The organism is Methylorubrum podarium, from assembly GCF_040270385.1.
Lineage (GTDB): Bacteria > Pseudomonadota > Alphaproteobacteria > Rhizobiales > Beijerinckiaceae > Methylobacterium > Methylobacterium podarium.
In genome coordinates this window covers 1-14414 of the sequence record NZ_JBELQE010000043.1, presented here as the reverse complement: position 1 = coordinate 14414, position 14414 = coordinate 1, and the positions used below count along the sequence as shown (strand labels likewise).

Below are 14414 nucleotides of genomic sequence, written 5' to 3'. Positions count from 1 at the left end.
GCCCTCTCCCCCGGCCGGCTTCCCGCGCATCCGTCCGTCGAGAACCGGAGTGGCGCGCCAACCGAACGCCGGGACCGGCCAACCGATCCCTGATCGGGTCGGAGCCCGCCGCCCTTTTCCGCTCCCGGCGGAACCGCACCGGGGATGACCTCTTTCGAACAGGCGAGAGCGCGACACGGCGCCGAAGGCGGGATCGGACGGACGAAATGAGGACGCAAGGGGCGCGGAAGAAGGCGCGGCGAGAGGCGCGGCAACAGGCACGACGGGAGGCAGGCGCGGCATGAGAACGGAGGACGCCAGCGCCCGCTACGTCGACCTCGACGCCTGGGCCAGACTCGACATTCTCCAGGCCCTCTGGGAGGGCCAGCTCGCCGCGGTCGCGGCGGTGGGGCCGGCCCTGCCGGCGATCGATGCGGCGGCGCGGGCCGCCGAGCCGGGCCTGCGCGAGGGCGGGCGGCTGGTCTATGTCGGGGCGGGCACCTCGGCGCGGATCGGCGTGCAGGACGGGGCGGAGCTGCCGCCGACCTTCGACTGGCCGGAGACGCAGCTCGGCTTCGCCATCGCCGGCGGGGAGGGCGCCCTGCTGCGCGCGGTGGAGGATGCGGAGGATTCGGCCGCCGACGGCGCGGCCTGGATCGCCCGCGCGGAGATCGGCCCGCGCGACGTGGTGGTGGGGCTCGCCGCCAGCGGCTCGACGCCCTTCACCGTCGAGGCGCTGAAGGCCGCCCGCACCCTCGGCGCCGTCACCGTCGGCGTCAGCAACAACCCCGACGCGCCGATCCTGCGCGAGGCCGCCCACGGCATCCTCGCCGCCACGGGGGCGGAGGTGCTGGCCGGCTCCACCCGCATGAAGGCAGGCACGGCGCAGAAGGTGATCCTCAACCTGTTCTCGACGCTGGTGATGATCCGGCTCGGGCGGGTCTATCGCGGGCGGATGGTGGCGATGCGCGCGACCAACCGGAAGCTGCGCGCCCGCGGCGTCGCCATGGTCTCCGAACTCGCCGGCTGCCCGGCGGAGACCGCCGCCGACGCCCTGGCGCGGGCCGAGGGCGACATCAAGCGCGCGGTGTTGATCGCGGGGGGAATGAGCGCGATGCGGGCCGACGACCTGCTCCTGCGCCACGAGGGCAACCTGCGCCGGGCGCTCCGCGAGGTGGGGCGATCATGAGCGCGACGACCTTCATGGCACGGGAGATCGCCGAGATTCCCGCCGCCGCCGACGCGGTGCTGGCGGCGGGCGAGGCGGCGCGGATCGGCGCGGCGCTGAGTGCCCGGAGCTTCCCCTTCGTGGTGGTGTGCGGGCGGGGCAGTTCGGGCCATGCCGGCGTGCATCTGCGCTACCTGATCGAGACGCGGCTCGGCCTGCCGGTCTCGGCGGCGGCACCCTCGGTGGTGACGGGCTATGCCCGCCCGCCGCGGGTCGCGGGCGCGCTGTTCGTCGTGGTCTCGCAATCGGGCCGCTCGCCGGATCTCGTCGCGGCGACGCAGGCGGCGCGGGCCGGCGGCGCGCTGACCCTGGCGCTGGTCAACGATCCCGACTCGCCGGCCGCGCGGGCGAGCGACCTCGTCCTGCCGATCCTCGCCGGACCGGAGCGGGCGGTGGCCGCCACCAAGACGGTGACGAATTCGGGGATCGCGGGGGCCGCCCTCGTGGCGGCCTGGGCCGGCGACCGCGATCTGGATCAGGGCCTCGCCGCTCTGCCGGAGCGGTTGAGGCAGGCGCTCGCCCTCGACTGGTCCGCCTGGAGCGCCGACCTCGACGGCGCGCCCGCGGCCTTCGTCACCGGGCGCGGCCACGGCCTCGGCCCCTTGCGCGAGATCGCGCTCAAGCTCGCCGAGACCCTGCGCCTGCCGGCCCTCGGTTACTCCGCGGCGGAGCTGCGCCACGGCCCCCGCGCCTCCGTCTCGGCGGCGACGCCGGTCCTGGCCCTGCGCCAGGCCGATCCGCTCGCCGAGGGCGTGGACGACCTCGTGCGCGACCTCGCCCGCGACAGCCTGCGGGTCCATGCCTGCGGCGGTCCCCTCGGCACCCTGCCCTGGATCGGCGACGGCCACCCGGCCTGCGATCCCGTCGCCATGCTGGTGCCGGCCTACCGCGCCATCGAGGCGGAGGCCCGCCGCCGCGGCCTCGACCCGGACAAGCCGGCCGGCCTCACCAAGGTCACGGAGACGCTGTGATGGAAAGTCCGGGTTTCGAAAGGGCGAGCCCTTTCGCGGGTCCAGGGCGGAGCCTTGGAAGGAAGCCGGGGCTCTGCCCAGATCTGCCACCTTGCGCCCCGCCAAAGGGATGATCCCTTTGGGACCCCAGGATCCGTGCGCGCTGGCCGCCGCGCAGGTGTTCGACGGCGAGCGGATGCTCGGCGACCGCATCGTCGTGCTGCGCGGCGGGCGGATCGCCGACGTCACCGCCGAGCCGCCCGCGGACATGCCCCTCGTCCGGCTGCCGGCGGAGGCGATCCTGGCGCCGGGCTTCCTCGACCTTCAGGTCAACGGCGGCGGCGGGGTTCTGCTCAACGACGATGCGAGCGTGGCCGGCATCGCCCGTATCGCGGCGGCGCACCGGCGCGGCGGTACCACCGCCCTGCTGCCGACCCTCATCACCGACACAAGGCCGGCGATCCGGGCGGCCATCGCGGGCGTCGCGGCGGCGATCGAAGCGGGTATCCCCGGCATTCTCGGCATCCACCTCGAAGGGCCTTTCCTGAGCCCGCAGCGCATCGGCATCCACGATCCCGGCCGGCTCGCGGCCTTCGGTCCCGGCGACGCCGAGCTGCTCACCGACCTGGGGACGCGCGGCGTCACCCTGGTGACGCTGGCGCCCGAGCGGGTGCCGGAGGGCGCGGTCGCCGACCTCGTCGCCCGCGGCGCCTTCGTCTGCGCCGGGCACACGGCGGATACGGGGCTCGCGATCCGGGCGGCGGTGGCGGAGGGGCTCACCGGCTTCACCCACCTGTTCAACGCCATGTCGCAGCTCGGCCCCCGCGAGGCCGGCGCGGTCGGCGTCGCCCTCTCGGAGGAGGCGACCTTCGCCGGGATCATCGCCGACGGCCACCATGTCGGCGACGACCAGCTCCGGCTGGCCCTCCGCCTCAAGGGGCGCGACCGGCTGATGCTGGTGAGCGACGCCATGCCGCCGGTCGGCGACGCCCGCGCGGACGCGTCCTTCCCCCTGTTCGGGCGGCGCATCGTCCGGACGGGCGACCGCCTTACCGGCGAGGACGGCACCCTGGCGGGCGCGGCGATCACCATGGCGCAGGCCGTGCGCCACATGAGCACGCGCGGCGGCGCCTCCCTCGAGGAGGCCCTGGCCATGGCCTCGCTGACGCCGGCCCGCTTCCTCGGGCTCGACGCCCGACTCGGCCGGATCGCCCCCGGCCATGCGGCGGATCTCGTCGCGCTCGCCGCCGACCTGACGGTGCTCGGCACCTGGATCGGCGGGGAACAAGCCCCCTAGGCCGCGGTTCGCCCCCTCACGGAGCCCGTCGGGGCTGCCTTTCGGGAGGATTGCGAACCATGACCCATCCGCTTCGAAGCGGCCTCTTCGCCCTGGCCGCGGCGCTCGTCCTCGCCGCCGGCCCCGCGGCCGCGCAGGGTGCCAGCAGCAACGCCGGCAGCGGCCTCTCGCCCTCGTCGCGCGCCACCGGCAACGACCGCACCGCCGGAGTCAGCGGCGGCAGCTACGGCCGGTCCGGCGGCTACGGCGCGCGGCGGGCCTACCACCGCCCGCACAAGAGCCGGATGCACCGGATGATGCGGCGCGGCGCCTCACGCTTCTGAGCCGGGCCTCCGCTCCCCCTCGGCTCCCGATCGGGCTCCCGCGTCGCCTGATGTCGCAGGGGCGAACCCTGCGAGGCTCGGAACGTTGCCGCCGCGCCACTCGACGGGAGCGACCGTGACGGACAGACCCATCGCCGACTACGCCGTGATCGGCGATACCTGCACCACGGCCCTGATCGCCCGCGACGGCTCCCTCGACTGGCTGTGCTGGCCCAAGCACGACGGGCCGGCGGTGTTCCTGGCCCTGCTCGATCATGAGCGCGGCGGCAGCTGCCGCCTCGCCCTCGACGGCCTGAGCGGGACCAGCCGCCGCTATCTGCCCGGCACCAACATCCTCGAGACGACCTTCGTCACCGCCACCGGCCGGGCGGTGCTCACCGATTTCATGCCGCTCCATCCGCACGAATCCGTGCCGGAGGAGGGGCCGGACGGTCACGCCCGGGGCCGGGTGGTGCGCCGCCTCGCCTGCGTCGCGGGCCGCGTCTCCGGCCGCTGGCTCCTGCGCCCGAGCTTCGACTATGCCCGTGCCCCGACCGAGGCGGCGGCGGACAGCGAGACCTGCCTGCGCTTCCGCGGCGGCGGCGACGCGATCCGCGCCGCCTGCACCGTGCCGCTGGCGCTCAGCGGCGGCGCCGCCGAGGGCGCCTTCGCCCTGACGGCCGGCGGGCGCGCCGACCTCGTGATCCTGCACGGTGAGGGTGAGGGCAAGGGCGAGGAGGACGCGGCGGAGGGGATGCCCGGCGCGGTCGATGCCTCGCTCGCCGCCACGCGGGCCTATTGGGAGGAGTGGTCGGGCCGCTGCACCTACGACGGACCCTACCGCGAGGCGGTGCTGCGCAGTGCGCTCACCCTCAAGCTCCTGACCCACGGCCCCTCGGGCGGCATCGTCGCCGCCGCGACCGCGGGGCTGCCCGAGGCGGTGCCGGGCAACCGCAACTACGATTACCGCTACGTCTGGATGCGGGACGCGAGCTTCACCGTCACCGCCTTCGTCAATCTCGGCTACGACCGTGAGGCCGCCGAGTTCCTGCGCTTCCTGCGCGAGGCCGACGCCAGCCGGGGCCGCGACCTCCACCTGATGTACGCCCTCAAGGGTCCGGTGCCGGTCGAGGAATGCCTCGACCACCTGCGCGGCTGGCGCGGCGTCGGCCCGGTGAGGATCGGCAACGCGGCGGCGGATCAGGAGCAGTACGACATCTACGGCGAGTTCCTGGTGGCCCTCCACGGCTACCTGGAGGCGGTGGAATTCGATCCGCCGGTCAAGGTCAACGACCACCTGCCCGAGGCGTTGGGCCATCTCACCGACCACATCCTGCGCGCCCGCCACGCCCCCGACCACGGATTGTGGGAGATGCGCACGGAGAAGCGCCAGAGCCTGCACACCAAGGCGATGCTCTGGGTCGGCCTCGACCGCGCCGTGCAGATCGCCCGCTCCGATCCGAAGCACCGGCTCGCCGACGCGGCGACGATCGAGCGGTGGGAACGGGCCGCCGCCGAGATCCGGGCGGAGTATCACGCACGCGGCTGGAACGCGTCGCGCGGAGCCTACACCATGGCCTACGGCGCGGACGAGCTCGACGCGGCGGTGCTGCGCGCCGTGCTGTTCGACGCCTTCGACCCCGACGACCCGCGGGTCGCGAGGACCCTGGAGCGGGTCGGCGCGGAACTCGGCGCGGGCGACCTCGTCTACCGCTACCGGATCGACGACGGGCTGGAGGGCGCGGAGGCGACCTTCACCGCCTGCGCCTTCTGGCGGGTCGGCTGCCTCGCGCTGGCCGGCCGCAACGGCGAGGCGACCGCCCTGTTCGAGCGGCTGCTGGCGCGGGGCAACGACCTCGGCCTGTTCGCCGAGGAGATCGACGCCGAATCGGGTGAGCAGCGCGGAAACGTGCCCCAGGGCTTCACCCACATGGCGGTGATCAACCACGCCGTCCGCCTCGCCGCGGCCCGCGACGGCGAGACCCCGACCGACGAGCCGGATTGCCGGGCCGAGGAATCCGACGCCCTTCCGGCCTGATCCGCTCGTGGTCCGACACAAACCGGGCCGACACAAACCGGACCGATTGTCGGGTTAACCCTCCGCATGAGGGTGGGCGAAGCGGAGGCGATCCGATGCGAAGCTACAACCTGTTCCGGCGACGCGGCCGGGAAGCGCTGTTCTGCGCGGTTCCGGAGAGCTGCGCCGTGCCGCGCTTCGTCGGCGGGCGCCGCTGGACCTTCGGCGGGCGAATCGACGGCAGCGCGAACCCGCCTCCCGGCTTCGACGACCGCGCCGCGGCGACCGCAGTGCGCTTCAACGGCTTCTACCTGTTCCAATGCCTCGACGAGGGCGGGACCGAGCGCGGGGCCGGCCGAACCTGAGCGCCTGCGCGATCTTGTCGAGCATTCCTTAACGGGCGGCGTGTCAGACAGGTCGGGCCGTTCGGAGGGGCCGGAGACCATCATGATCAGCGAGAAGCGCCAGGAGGCTCGCAAGCGGACGTTCCTCAAGGGAAGGATCCACTTTAACAAGGGAGCGTCCAGCATGGACTGCCTCATCCGCGACTTCTCGGAGATGGGTGCGCGGCTGGAACTGAGCGAGACCAACACCCTGCCGGAATCGTTCGACCTCTACATCCCGCAGAAGGAAATGACCCTGCGGTCGAACCTGCGCTGGCGCCGCGGCGACGCGGTGGGCGTCGCCTTCCTGGAGGCGCACAAGCCGGCGGCCCCCGAACCCGCCCCGGCGGCCGACCCGTCGATCGCCATCCTGCTGCGCCGGATCGCCGAGCTGGAGGCCGAGAATGCCGGCCTGCGCTCCGTCATCGCCGCCATGGGAACCGGGCAGGCGAGCGGACCGCAGCTCGCCTGAGGCGGGGCGACACCCCCGCCCCGTGAGACCGGGTCATACGGTTTCCGGCTAATTGGTTCGATCCAGACCTCACCACCGTCATTCCGGGGCGCCGCAGGCGAACCCGGAATCGACCCGTGATGCCACTTTGAGCCGCGCATCACGGGTGGATCCCGGGTTCCGCTGCGCGGCCCCGGGATGACGGGAGGCAGCACCGAAGGGATCAACCGGAAACGGTTTCAGGCCGCGTCCGCCAGCGCCGCCCGGATGCGCGCGGCGTGCTCGGCCAGCACGGCGTTGTCGGCCATGCCGCCCTCGTGCCGCTTCAGCGGCACGCCGTCGAAGCGCGGCACGAGGTGGAAATGCAGGTGGAACACCGTCTGCCCGCCCGCCGGCTCGTTGTACTGGAACAGGGTCAGGCCGTCGGCGCGGAACGCCGCCTTCACCGCCCGCCCAACCTGCTGCACCGTGCCGATCAGGGCCGCGAGCGTCCGCGGCTCGGCGTCGAGCAGCCCGCGCGAGGGTGCCTTCGGGATCACCAGGGTATGGCCCTCGCCCTGGGGCATCACATCCATGAAGGCGAGGCTGTGCTCGTCCTCGTAGACCTTGTGGCAGGGGATCTCCCCACGCAGGATCTTCCCGAAGATGTTGTCCGGATCGTAGGGCGGCATCGCACGGCTCCTCGCAGCAACGGGCGGCAGGTTGCACGGACGCCCCCACCCCAGCAACCGTGTCGAGCCCTCCGCAGCCCTCTGCCCCGGCAACCTCGGCCGCTCCGGCGGCGTTGACGCCCCCGTGACGGCGGCAGGCGTGAGGCGCCGGCGCCGCCGGAGCACGATGCGGAAGGGTGGGAAACCGGCTTTCCGAGACCGTCGTGCGGCAGCAATGGATGGGAGCAGGCCGCCGGCTCGGTGAGACGGCCGCCTGCACCGGGGAGCGGGACATGGCCGAGAGCACGGGTGCGATCTACACGGCGGCGGGCGCCAACCTCGCCATCGCGGCGGCGAAGTTCGTGGGCGCCTTCCTGACCGGATCGACGGCGATGCTGGCCGAGGGCGCGCACTCGCTGGTGGACACCGCCAACCAGCTCCTGCTGCTGGTCGGGCTGAAGCGGGCGAAGAAGCCGGCGGATGCCAAGCATCCCTTCGGCTACGGGCGCGAGGTGTATTTCTACGCCTTCATCGTCGCCCTGTTCATCTTCCTCGGCGGCGGCATCTTCGCGATCTACGAGGGCGCCCACAAGATCGAGCATCCTGAGCCCGCCGCCGACGCGACCCTGTTCGGCGTCCGACTGTCCGGCTTCTGGGTGAACGTCTCGATCCTCGGCTTCGCGATCCTGGCGGAGGGGTATTCCTGCCTCGTCGCGGTGAGGGCGTTCTGGGCCGAGAAGGGCGAGCGCGGCGCGATCACCGCGATCCAGCGCAGCAAGGACCCGGCGCTCTACACCATCCTCGTGGAGGACGTGGCCGCGCTGATCGGCCTCGTCATCGCCATGACCGGCGTGGTGCTTGCCCACCTCCTCGACAAGCCGGCGCTCGACGGCTGGGCCTCGATCGGCATCGGCCTCGTGCTGGTCGGCATGTCGATCTTCCTGATGTTCGAGACCCACGGCCTGCTGATCGGCGAGGCCGCCGACCCGGAGGTGGTGCGCACGATCCAGGCGGCGGTGCGGGAGGAGGCGGCCGTGCAGCACGTCAACGCGGTGCTGACCCAGCATCTCGGCCCCTCCGACATCCTGGTGAACCTGAGCCTGGACTTCGCCGACGACGTGCCCGCGGGCGAGGTCGAGCGCACGGTCGCCCGGCTGGAGAGCCGCATCAGGGCGCAGAGCCGCCACGTCACCCGCGTCTTCATCGAGATCCAGTCGCGCAAGGCCGCTGCCGCGGAGAGCGCGCCGGCCCCGGCCCCCACCGGCTCCGACGCGGCCCCGCCCGGCTCGGCCGTGCCGGCCTGATCCCTACCGCTCCACCCCCTCGCGGGCGAGCAGGGCGGCCTTGCGCGCCGTGCCCCAGCGATACCCGGAGAGCGCCCCGTCCGAGCGCACCACCCGGTGGCAGGGGATCGCCACCGCCAGCGCGTTGGCGCCGCAGGCCATGGCCACCGCCCGCACCGCCGCCGGCGCGCCGATGGCGCGGGCGATGTCGGCATAGGTCGCGGTGCTGCCGGCCGGGATGCGGCGCAGGGCCTGCCAGACCCGCTGCTGGAAGGCGGTGCCACCGATGTCGAGCGGCAGGTCGAAGGCGGCTCCGGGCGCCTCGACGAGACGCACGACCGCCGCCACCGTCGCCGCGAAACCCGCCTCGGCCGCGGCGATCTCGGCCCTCGGAAACCGCGCCGTCAGTTCGCGCCGAAGCGCCTCGGCGTCGTCGCCGAGGAGGATCGCGCAGAGGCCGCGCTCCGTGGCCGCCACGAGGACGAGCCCCAGGGCACAGGGTCCGGTCGCGAAGGAGAGGCGCTCGCCCGCGCCGCCCCTGCGATAGGCCGAGGGGCTCATGCCGAGCCGCTCCGCACCGTCGGCGTAGAACCGGCTCGGCGCGCCGTAGCCCGCCGCGTAGACGCTCTCGGTCACGCTTCTCCCCTCCGCGAGGCTGTCGGCGGCGCGGGCCGCACGGTGGGCCTGCGCGTAGGCCCGCGGCGTCACCCCGGTCACCGCCTTGAACATCCGGTGGAAGTGGAACGGGCTCAAGCCCGCCGCGCGGGCCAGCGCGTCGAGGGAGGGCGGCGCCTCCGCGGCCTCGATCAGCCGGCAGGCGCGGGTGATCGTCTCCGCCTGCCGCTCGGACGGGGCCGCCGCGTCCGGCCGGCAGCGGCGGCAGGGCCGGAAGCCCGCGGCCTCCGCCTCGGCCGGGCCGGCATGGAAGGAAAGGTTCTCGGGCCGCGCCGCCCGCGACGGGCAGCCCGGCCGGCAATAGACGCCCGTGGAGCGCACGGCGTAGACGAAGCGCCCGTCGAAGCCGGCATCGCGTGCGGCGACCGCCGCGCGCATCCGCACCTCGGTGAGCGGGGTTTCGGCGGGCGGAACGGTCTCGGATTCGGCGAGCATGGGATCACTCCCGGGGGCATTTCTTCGAATGCGCGATCCTGACCGAGCGGCGCAGGCCGCGCATCCCGACTCTTGCGGTCGAATCCAGACTGCGCGTGTCCCCTCCCCCTTGCGGGGAGGGGTTCGGGGTGGGGGTGGTGCAGGAGGCACCGCCCCGTTTGATCCTGCACCACCCCCACCTCCTGCCTCCTCCCCGCGAGGGAGAGGAGAGGCGCACAGGATGAGCCGAGAGGGAGGGATTCAAGCGGCCGTCACGCCGCCGCGCGCCGCTCCACCATCCGCGCCAGGTAGGCCGCACCCAGCGGGATCAGGCTGTCGTCGAAGTCGAAGCTCGCGTTGTGCAGGCCCGGCCCCGGCGTGGCGCCGAGCCAGGCATAGGCGCCGGGCACCGCCGCGACCATGTCGGCGAAATCCTCGCTGCCCATGCGCGGCACGGTGTTGGGCTCGACCTTGTCGGCGCCGAACAGCTCCGAGGCGATCTCGGCGGCGGCCGCCGCCTGTTCGGGGTGGTTGTCGAGCACCGAGAAGACGTCGCGCAGGTCCACCTCGATGGTCGCGCCGTAGGCCGCGGCGAAGCCCGCCGCCAAGTCGCGGATGCGTTTCGCGATCAGCTTGCGCAGCTCCGCGTCGAAGGTGCGCACGGTGCCGGCGAGATGCGCGCCCTCGGGGATGACGTTGTAGGCCGCGCCCGCGTGGATCTGCGTGATCGAGACCACGGCGGATTTCAGCGGGTTGCTGTTGCGGCTGACGATCGATTGCATGGCCTGCGCCAGCCCCGTGGCGACCACGATCGGGTCGATGCCCTGATGCGGCATGGCCGCGTGCGCGCCGCGGCCGGTGATGCGGATGTCGAAGAAGTCGGCCGCCGCCATGATCGGTCCGGGGCGCACCTGCAGCACGCCGTGCGGCCCGTGCGGCGCGTTGTGGATCGCGTAGATCTCGTCGACCGGAAATTTCTCGAACAGGCCGTCGGCGATCATCGCGCGGGCGCCGCCCAGACCCTCCTCCGCCGGCTGGAACACGAACACCGCGGTGCCGTCGAAATCCCGCGTCTCGGCGAGGTAGCGGGCGGCGCCGACGAGCATGGTGGTGTGCCCGTCATGCCCGCAGGCATGCATCTTTCCCGGCACGGTGGAGCGGTAGGGGAGGTTGGTCTCCTCCGTGATCGGCAGGGCGTCCATGTCGGCGCGAAGCCCGATCCGGCGGGAGCCCGGCCGGCCCCGCAGCACGCCGACCACGCCGGTCTTTCCGAGCCCCCGGTGGACCTCGATGCCGAATTTCTCGAGCTGCTCGGCGACGATGCCGGAGGTGCGGACCTCCTCGAAGCCGATCTCGGGATGGGCGTGGAGATCCCGCCGCAGGGCGGTCAGCTCGTCGGCATAGGTGCGGATGCGGTCGATCGTGTTCATGCGCTGGTATCCTCGCAGCGGCGGAAGGGCGACATCGCCTCGTACTCGGCGATGGCCGCGCGCACATGGCTGCGCTCCCGCCTCAGATAGTCGGCGACGGCCCGGCCGAGGCTCGGGTCGGCGATGTCGTGGGCCGAGTACATCGGCACCGGGCGGTAGCCGCGGGCGAGCTTGTGCTCGCCCTGGGCGCCGGCCTCGACCCGCTTCAGCCCGCGGGCGATCGCGAAGTCGATGGCCTGATAGTAGCAGACCTCGAAATGCAGGAAGGGGTGATCCTCGAGGCAGCCCCAGTTGCGGCCGTAGAGCGCCGTGTCGCCGATGAAGTTGATCGCGCCCGCGATCGGCCGGCCCGCATTCTTCGCGATCACCAGCAGGATGCGATCCGCCATCCGCTCGCCGATCAGTGAGAAGAAGCGGCGGTTGAGGTAGGGGCGGCCCCATTTGCGGGCGCCGGTGTCCTGATAGAAGGCGTAGAAGGCGTCCCAATCGGCTTCCGAGAGGTCGGCGCCGGTCTTGTGCTCGACCGTGATTCCCCGGCTCAGGGCGTCCCGCCGCTCGCGCTTGATCGCCTTGCGCTTGCGCGCGGCGAGCGCCCCGAGAAAGTCGTCGAAGCCGGCGTAACCCTCGTTCACCCAGTGGAACTGCTGGTCCATGCGCGGCAGCATTCCGAGGCGCTCCGCCTGCCCGGCCTCGCGCTCGCGCATGAAGGTGACGTGGATCGAGGAGGCGTCCGTCTCGGTCCGCAGGGCGCGCAGGCCCGCGACGAGGGCCGAGGCCGCAGTGTCGGGATCCTCGCCGGGCGCGACGAGGAAGCGGGGGCCGGTGACGGGCGTGAACGGGACGCTCACCTGGAGCTTCGGATAGTAGCTGCCCCCGGCCCGCTCGTAGGCGTCGGCCCAGCCGTGGTCGAACACGTATTCGCCCTGGCTGTGGGACTTCAGGTAGCAGGGCGCGGCGCCGACGAGCTTGCCCTCGCGCTCGACGCGGACATGCAGCGGCAGCCAGCCGGTGCGGCGGGAGACGCATCCCGCCTCCTCCAGCGCCGAGAGGAAGGCGTGGGAGGTGAACGGGTTGAAGGTCTCGTCGCCGGCGCCGAGCGTCTCGGGCGAGGTGGCGCAGGCGTCCCATTCGGCCGCGTCGAACCGGGCCATGCCCGGCACGGCGCGCACCTGAAGGACGGGCTCGGGAGCGGTCGCCGTCGCGGGGGTGGTCATGGGCGGCAAGGTAGAGCGCTTGGGCGCGGAAGTGGATACCGGATCGGCACGGGCGGGGCGCGACAAAACGGGAGACGCATTCGATCCAACCCTCCTCCTCATCCTGAGGTGCCGCGCCAGCGGCCTCGAAGGATCCTCCAGGGATCGCGCGGCCGGCTGGAGGATCCTTCGAGGCTCCGCTTCGCTCCGCACCTGAGGATGAGGCGATGAGTGGGAGACCGATCATCGCTGTGACTCGGGCGCCGGCGCCGCTTGATCCGGCCCCCGCCGGGCGCCCATATCGCGTTCATGTGCGGGCGCTTCTTCATCGGTCAGCCGCCGGAGGTCTACCGCGCCTTCTACGGCTATTCCGAGCAGCCGAACTTTCCCGGCCGCTTCAACGTGGCGCCGACCCAGCCGGTGCCGGTGGTCCTGCGCGAGAGCGGCGAGCGCCACTTCCGGCTGATGCGCTGGGGCCTGTGGCCGGCTTGGCTCAAGGACCCGTCGGACTTCCCCGTCCTGTTCAACGCCCGCATCGAGACGGCGGGGGAGAAGCCGGCCTTCCGCGGGGCGCTGCGCCACCGCCGCTGCGTGTTCCTCGCCGACGGCTTCTACGAGTGGCGCCGCGACGGCACGGGGAAGGCCGCGACCAAGACGCCGTTCGCCGTGCGCAGGGCCGACGGCGCGCCGATGGCGCTGGCCGGCCTGTGGGAGCCGTGGATGGGGGCGGACGGCTCGGAGGTCGATACCGCGGCCATCGTCACCTGCTTGGCCAACGGCACCCTGAGCGCGATCCACGAGCGGATGCCGGCGATCCTGGCGCCGGAGGCGGTCGGCGCGTGGCTCGACGCGGCGGTGGACGCGCCCGAGGCGGCCCGCCTCTGCCGGCCCTGTCCCGACGACTGGCTGCGGCTCGATCCGGTGAGCGAGCGCGTCAACAGCGTGCGCAACGACGATGCCGGCCTGCCCGAGCCCGTGGCCGCGAAGCCGCCCTCGACCCCGACGGCATCGGCCGAAACCGTGCAGGGCGAACTGTTCTGACGAGGCCGTCCGCTTCAGGCCGCCTCGCCGCCTCCGCCGGCCAGCTCCGCCCCGAACCGTTCGGCGGCGTAGGCCTCCAGGTCGAAGCGGTCGTCGGGGACGCGGAACATGAAGCGCTCGGCGATCTCGGTCAGCAGGATGTCGGGCCGGACCCGCTCGACATAGGCCCAATCGACCGACGTGCTCCAGACGAAATGCACCTCGGCGAAGGTCTCGGCCAGCATGATGGTGAGCATCAGCGGCGCGAAGTGCGAGTACGAATCGCCGAAGAGGACGAGGCGGCGCGGGTCCCGCGCGGCGGCGTTGCCGTAGATGACGTGCGAGCCGACATGGAGCGTGTCGGCGCGGCCTGCCGCCTCCCGCGCCGCCACGATCGGGCTCGCGTAGCGGCGCACCGCGTCGCGCTGGAGTTCGTGGATCCGGGTCCGCTCGGTGCGGGGCGGATCGAAGCGGCCGCCGAGGTCGCCGGAAATCTCGGTCTCGCGATAGCCGCGGGCGGACAGGTCCGGGCAGGGCGGGGCCCGCAGCGCGCGGCAGATCTCGACATAGGCGAGATGGCAGCCGGCGAAGGTCCAGTGGCTGTCGGTGCGGTAGAACAGGTCCTCGCCCCCGCGCGCCGCCCGCATCGGCTCGACGAGGTCGACGCAGGTCCGCCGCAGGACGCGCGTCGTCGGCCAGTCCCGGAGCCGGCCCTTCAGCCGGGAGAACCAGCGGCGGCGCGGCAGGCCGCGGATCAGGCGGCGGGCCGGTGAGAGGCGGGGATCGACCGCGATCCCGTCCAGGAAGTTGTCGTAGACGCTGAGCTTCTCCGGGACGACGACGTGGTGGTAGGCGATGCCGAGCCGGCCCGCCCGCGCCGCGCGGGCGGCGATGAGCTCGCGCCAGAGTTCGGCCTGGCGGGCCATGAAGCCCGACGCGTTGAACTGCGCGATGACGTTGTTGCTGCCGGCGACGACGAACAGCCAGCCGTCCTTGCCGACATGGATGTGATCGGTGATGTGATCGGTGGCCGTATCCGACACGAACGCCCCGCCCTTCCTCAATCGTCTTCGCCGATGCCGAACGCGCGCGCCGGCGCGTCAGGTCCGAGGCGGGACCGGACGGTCGGCGGTGGGGAGGGA

The 14414-nt window shown here is 73.0% G+C and carries 14 protein-coding genes; 9 read left to right on the top strand and 5 right to left on the bottom strand.

Translation table 11 applies throughout. The features are described from left to right. Positions 1-280 precede the first annotated feature (280 nt). The 7 genes from ABS772_RS06725 to ABS772_RS06695 all read left to right on the top strand — a co-directional run bounded on the left by ABS772_RS06725 (position 281) and on the right by ABS772_RS06695 (position 6628). Positions 281-1168, top strand: a complete 888-nt coding sequence (locus tag ABS772_RS06725) for an N-acetylmuramic acid 6-phosphate etherase (protein WP_350393172.1) — start codon at positions 281-283, stop codon at positions 1166-1168. Continuing rightward, the gene (locus tag ABS772_RS06720) at positions 1165-2178 is read left to right on the top strand and encodes an SIS domain-containing protein (protein ID WP_350393170.1); all 1014 of its coding nucleotides are present in this window, start codon (positions 1165-1167) and stop codon (positions 2176-2178) included. Before ABS772_RS06725 ends, ABS772_RS06720 begins: the two co-directional genes overlap by 4 nt. 109 nt (positions 2179-2287) lie before the next feature. After that, complete coding sequence (gene nagA, locus ABS772_RS06715; protein ID WP_350393168.1) at positions 2288-3454, top strand: N-acetylglucosamine-6-phosphate deacetylase; 1167 nt, start codon at positions 2288-2290, stop codon at positions 3452-3454. 59 nt (positions 3455-3513) lie between these two features. Next, positions 3514-3777: a hypothetical protein gene (locus ABS772_RS06710; RefSeq protein ID WP_350393166.1), complete on the top strand. Its 264-nt coding sequence runs from the start codon at positions 3514-3516 to the stop codon at positions 3775-3777. Between the two features lie 115 nt (positions 3778-3892). Then, positions 3893-5794: a glycoside hydrolase family 15 protein gene (locus ABS772_RS06705; protein WP_350393164.1), complete on the top strand. Its 1902-nt coding sequence runs from the start codon at positions 3893-3895 to the stop codon at positions 5792-5794. A gap of 95 nt (positions 5795-5889) precedes the next feature. Next, on the top strand, positions 5890-6138 hold the full coding sequence (locus tag ABS772_RS06700) for a hypothetical protein (protein WP_350393162.1): 249 nt from the start codon (positions 5890-5892) through the stop codon (positions 6136-6138). Positions 6139-6220: 82 nt separating this feature from the next. Continuing rightward, complete coding sequence (locus ABS772_RS06695; protein ID WP_238255023.1) at positions 6221-6628, top strand: PilZ domain-containing protein; 408 nt, start codon at positions 6221-6223, stop codon at positions 6626-6628. A 218-nt stretch (positions 6629-6846) separates the two neighbouring features. Here the strand turns inward: ABS772_RS06695 and ABS772_RS06690 are convergent, their stop codons facing one another. Next, positions 6847-7278: an HIT family protein gene (locus ABS772_RS06690; RefSeq protein WP_350393160.1), complete on the bottom strand. Its 432-nt coding sequence runs from the start codon at positions 7276-7278 to the stop codon at positions 6847-6849. Between the two features lie 272 nt (positions 7279-7550). Between ABS772_RS06690 and ABS772_RS06685 the strand changes: the two genes are divergently transcribed. Further along, complete coding sequence (locus ABS772_RS06685; RefSeq protein ID WP_350393158.1) at positions 7551-8561, top strand: cation diffusion facilitator family transporter; 1011 nt, start codon at positions 7551-7553, stop codon at positions 8559-8561. A gap of 3 nt (positions 8562-8564) precedes the next feature. Here the strand turns inward: ABS772_RS06685 and ada are convergent, their stop codons facing one another. From ada to ABS772_RS06670, 3 genes are all read right to left on the bottom strand, one after another. Next, a complete protein-coding gene (ada, locus tag ABS772_RS06680) occupies positions 8565-9650 on the bottom strand; it encodes a bifunctional DNA-binding transcriptional regulator/O6-methylguanine-DNA methyltransferase Ada (RefSeq protein WP_350393156.1) in 1086 nt (361 codons plus the stop codon). A gap of 251 nt (positions 9651-9901) precedes the next feature. Next, on the bottom strand, positions 9902-11059 hold the full coding sequence (locus ABS772_RS06675; protein ID WP_350393154.1) for a M20 aminoacylase family protein: 1158 nt from the start codon (positions 11057-11059) through the stop codon (positions 9902-9904). After that, positions 11056-12273, bottom strand: coding sequence for a GNAT family N-acetyltransferase (locus ABS772_RS06670; protein ID WP_350393152.1), 1218 nt, complete (start codon positions 12271-12273; stop codon positions 11056-11058). The genes ABS772_RS06675 and ABS772_RS06670 overlap by 4 nt, the downstream gene beginning before the upstream one ends. A 288-nt stretch (positions 12274-12561) precedes the next feature. Between ABS772_RS06670 and ABS772_RS06665 the strand changes: the two genes are divergently transcribed. After that, the gene (locus ABS772_RS06665; RefSeq protein WP_350393209.1) at positions 12562-13293 is read left to right on the top strand and encodes an SOS response-associated peptidase; all 732 of its coding nucleotides are present in this window, start codon (positions 12562-12564) and stop codon (positions 13291-13293) included. A gap of 14 nt (positions 13294-13307) precedes the next feature. Here the strand turns inward: ABS772_RS06665 and ABS772_RS06660 are convergent, their stop codons facing one another. After that, positions 13308-14315 carry an alginate O-acetyltransferase AlgX-related protein gene (locus ABS772_RS06660; RefSeq protein ID WP_350393150.1) on the bottom strand — a complete coding sequence of 336 codons (1008 nt, stop codon included), beginning with the start codon at positions 14313-14315 and terminating at the stop codon, positions 13308-13310. Positions 14316-14414: the final 99 nt, after the last annotated feature.

Coding starts and splice junctions, on each gene's coding strand:
- ABS772_RS06665 (WP_350393209.1), top strand. CDS start 12,562: ATGTGCGGGCGCTTCTTCATCGGTCAGCCGCCGGAGGTCTACCGCGCC.
- ABS772_RS06675 (WP_350393154.1), bottom strand. CDS start 11,059: ATGAACACGATCGACCGCATCCGCACCTATGCCGACGAGCTGACCGCC.
- ABS772_RS06685 (WP_350393158.1), top strand. CDS start 7,551: ATGGCCGAGAGCACGGGTGCGATCTACACGGCGGCGGGCGCCAACCTC.
- nagA (WP_350393168.1), top strand. CDS start 2,288: ATGATCCCTTTGGGACCCCAGGATCCGTGCGCGCTGGCCGCCGCGCAG.
- ABS772_RS06710 (WP_350393166.1), top strand. CDS start 3,514: ATGACCCATCCGCTTCGAAGCGGCCTCTTCGCCCTGGCCGCGGCGCTC.
- ABS772_RS06695 (WP_238255023.1), top strand. CDS start 6,221: ATGATCAGCGAGAAGCGCCAGGAGGCTCGCAAGCGGACGTTCCTCAAG.
- ABS772_RS06725 (WP_350393172.1), top strand. CDS start 281: ATGAGAACGGAGGACGCCAGCGCCCGCTACGTCGACCTCGACGCCTGG.
- ABS772_RS06720 (WP_350393170.1), top strand. CDS start 1,165: ATGAGCGCGACGACCTTCATGGCACGGGAGATCGCCGAGATTCCCGCC.
- ABS772_RS06690 (WP_350393160.1), bottom strand. CDS start 7,278: ATGCCGCCCTACGATCCGGACAACATCTTCGGGAAGATCCTGCGTGGG.
- ABS772_RS06700 (WP_350393162.1), top strand. CDS start 5,890: ATGCGAAGCTACAACCTGTTCCGGCGACGCGGCCGGGAAGCGCTGTTC.
- ABS772_RS06670 (WP_350393152.1), bottom strand. CDS start 12,273: ATGACCACCCCCGCGACGGCGACCGCTCCCGAGCCCGTCCTTCAGGTG.
- ada (WP_350393156.1), bottom strand. CDS start 9,650: ATGCTCGCCGAATCCGAGACCGTTCCGCCCGCCGAAACCCCGCTCACC.